The 2760-nt window shown below is 58.5% G+C and carries 3 protein-coding genes; all 3 read right to left on the reverse strand.

The features are described 5' to 3' along the window. Positions 1 to 39: 39 nt before the first annotated feature. Complete coding sequence (gene rhlE1 / locus H8S59_RS26680) at positions 40 to 1374, reverse strand: RNA helicase RhlE1 (protein WP_095100381.1); 1335 nt, start codon at positions 1372 to 1374, stop codon at positions 40 to 42. Between the two features lie 141 nt (positions 1375 to 1515). After that, complete coding sequence (locus H8S59_RS26685) at positions 1516 to 2127, reverse strand: 3'-5' exonuclease (RefSeq protein ID WP_187523351.1); 612 nt, start codon at positions 2125 to 2127, stop codon at positions 1516 to 1518. Between the two features lie 23 nt (positions 2128 to 2150). Then, positions 2151 to 2627 carry an NYN domain-containing protein gene (locus H8S59_RS26690; protein WP_027902939.1) on the reverse strand — a complete coding sequence of 159 codons (477 nt, stop codon included), beginning with the start codon at positions 2625 to 2627 and terminating at the stop codon, positions 2151 to 2153. Positions 2628 to 2760 lie beyond the last annotated feature (133 nt).

Raw genomic sequence — 2760 nt, forward strand, 5'->3', positions numbered from 1 at the left:
CCACAGGTAAGGCGTCGCTCATACCCTCTTTTATTTACATCAAGGCTTCTTCTTGCGCGGCCCGGTGTTGAAGACCGGGACTTTACGCACAGGCTTGGCCGATGGGGCCTCCGGCGCAGCGTCGCCACTGTCGATCCATTTGCCCAGGTTACGTTTGCCGCCACCGGAGGTTTTGGGTTTCTTCGGCTTTTTCGGTTTCTTCAGGATCTGGCCGCTGGCATCGGTGGTTGGCACGCGGTGTTCCGGTTCGAAATCCGGTTCTTCTTCACGGCGCAACGTCTGGCGAGTCAGGGTTTCGATCGCTGACAGCAATTCCACTTCGTCAGCGCATACCAGCGAAATGGCCTCACCCGTCAGGCCTGCCCGGCCGGTGCGACCAATACGATGAATGTAATCTTCAGCGACGATCGGCAGGTCGAAGTTGACCACGGTTGGCAAATCATCGATATCCAGACCGCGCGCAGCAACATCGGTCGCCACCAGAATCTGTACTTCACTGGCCTTGAAGCGATCCAGCGCACGCTGACGTGTCGCTTGCGGCTTGTCGCCGTGAATACCGTCAGAACTGATGCCCAGCCCCTGCAAACGATCCACGAGTTGATCGACGCCAACGCGAGTCTTGGCGAACACCAGAACCTGAGACCAGCGCAGTTTTTTCAGCAGATGGATAAACAATTCAGGCTTGCGCTTCTTGTCGACCGTCACCACCCATTGCTTGACCGAAGACGCCGCCACATTGCGCGGGCTGACTTCGATAGTCAGTGGGTCGTCGAGCATCTGCGCGGCCAACTGGCGGATGGCGTCGGAGAAGGTCGCAGAGAACAGCAGCGTCTGCCGTTTCTTGGGCAGCGCCTTGTAGATGTCGCGCAGTTCTTCGGAGAAGCCCAGATCAAGCATGCGATCAGCTTCGTCGAGAATCAGGGTTTGCAGCTGGGAAAACTTCACTGCGTTCTGGCGGTAGAGGTCGAGCAAGCGTCCCGGTGTTGCAACCAGTACATCGACGCCCTTACGCAGTTTCATCATCTGCGGGTTGATGCTCACGCCGCCGTAGACGGCATAGGTGCTCAGCGGAAGGTGCTCGGCGTACTGACGAATATTCTCGTGGACCTGCTCGGCCAACTCCCGGGTCGGCACCAGCACCAGCGCACGCACTGAGTTGGGCGTGACTTTCGGGCCTTCCATGGTCAGGCGTTGCAGCAGTGGCAAAGCAAAACCGGCAGTTTTGCCAGTACCGGTCTGGGCTGCGGCCATCAGGTCACGCCCGGCAAGGACCGGTGGAATCGCCTGCGCCTGAACAGGCGTCGGAGTCTGGTAGCCGAGCGTCTCAAGAGCGCGCAGCAGGGGTTCGATCAGGCCGAGTGTGGCGAATGTCATTGGAATACCGTAGATAAATCACGCGAGATGGCGCGCAGTTTACCCTGTCCGGGCTATTCCGGCCTGCACCGCCTGCGGCTTTCGCCATTAGCCCGGCTCGATCCGCTGTAGAGACTGAACGTAAGGCTATAAAGAACGCCGTTAAAATCCGCGCTGACGCTTGATGGCGTCGCTGATTTTCGCCGCAGGCACTTTCTGCAGCGTGCAGAGCAATTGATGAGAGATTGTAGAAAGGCCGTGGGTGTGGCGCAGTTCATGGGTCAGGTACGCAGTGAGGTTGGCTGCCATTTCGGCATCGGCCATTGCCCGGTGAGCCTTGCCGGTATTGGGCAGGCGCGCATAGCTGGTCAGGGTGCCAAGCTTGTGATTGGGCGCACTCGGCATCAAGCGTCGCGCCAACAGCAGTGAACAGGCAAAGCTTTGCGGGCGACTGCGCTCGATGCGTGACAGCTCGTAATCCCAGAACTTCTGGTCGAACGAGGCGTTATGCGCCACCAACGGGATCGTCCCAACGAAATCAGCCACGTCACTCATGACCCGCTCGGCCAACGGCGCGGTGCGAATCATGCTGTTGCTGATGCCGGTCAGCGACTCAATGAAGCCAGGAATCCGCACACCGGCGTTCATCAGGCTCTGAAAGCGATCGACGATGCGCCCCTGCTCCATGATCACCACGGCAATCTCCGTGGCACGGCAGCCCTGGCCGGGAGAAATACCGGTGGTTTCGAAGTCGATGACCGCTACTTGTTCCAACACGTGCCTGAACCCTTAAAAAATCAACGTAAAAGCAACGCGCCTTCGATGGGCACGTAACGACTGGCGGCGCGGATCAGCGAGTTGGCGGTCAGCCCCGGCACGCCATAGGCAACCGCTTCGACACCATGTTTGCTGATGATGCGCTCGAGCAACAAATCGAAATCGCCATCGCCGGAGGCCAGTACCACTTCGTCGACCTGTGGCGCGACGTCCATGATATCGATGGTGATGCCCACATCCCAGTCACCCTTGGCCGACCCATCGCTGCGCTGGATGTAGGGCTTGAGTTTGACGGTGAAACCGAGGTTGCGGAGGATTTGCTGGAATTGCTGCTGCTTGCTGTCGCCACGGTCGATGGCATAGGCATACGCCTCGACGATTTCCCCGCGCTTGCTGATATCCGCCCACAACGCCGCATAGTTGAAATGGCAACCATGGGCCTGCCGGACGGTGTAATAGAGGTTCTGTACATCGGCGAACACAGCGATTTTCTTCACCGGTAATCCTCATGACTCAGCAGCGCAGCCAAACGACAACGCCGATTCAGAAGTTGAATCGGCGCTTAGTATGCCAGTTTCGTGGATGACCCGGGCATTGGCGGCCACTCGCTCCAACAAAGAAATGCGGTCT

The sequence above is a fragment of the Pseudomonas folii genome, from assembly GCF_014357575.1.
Classification (GTDB): domain Bacteria; phylum Pseudomonadota; class Gammaproteobacteria; order Pseudomonadales; family Pseudomonadaceae; genus Aquipseudomonas; species Aquipseudomonas folii.

Bases quoted from the DNA above. Each gene is read 5' to 3' on its own strand.
- rhlE1 (WP_095100381.1), bottom strand. From the start codon at position 1,374: ATGACATTCGCCACACTCGGCCTGATCGAACCCCTGCTGCGCGCTCTT.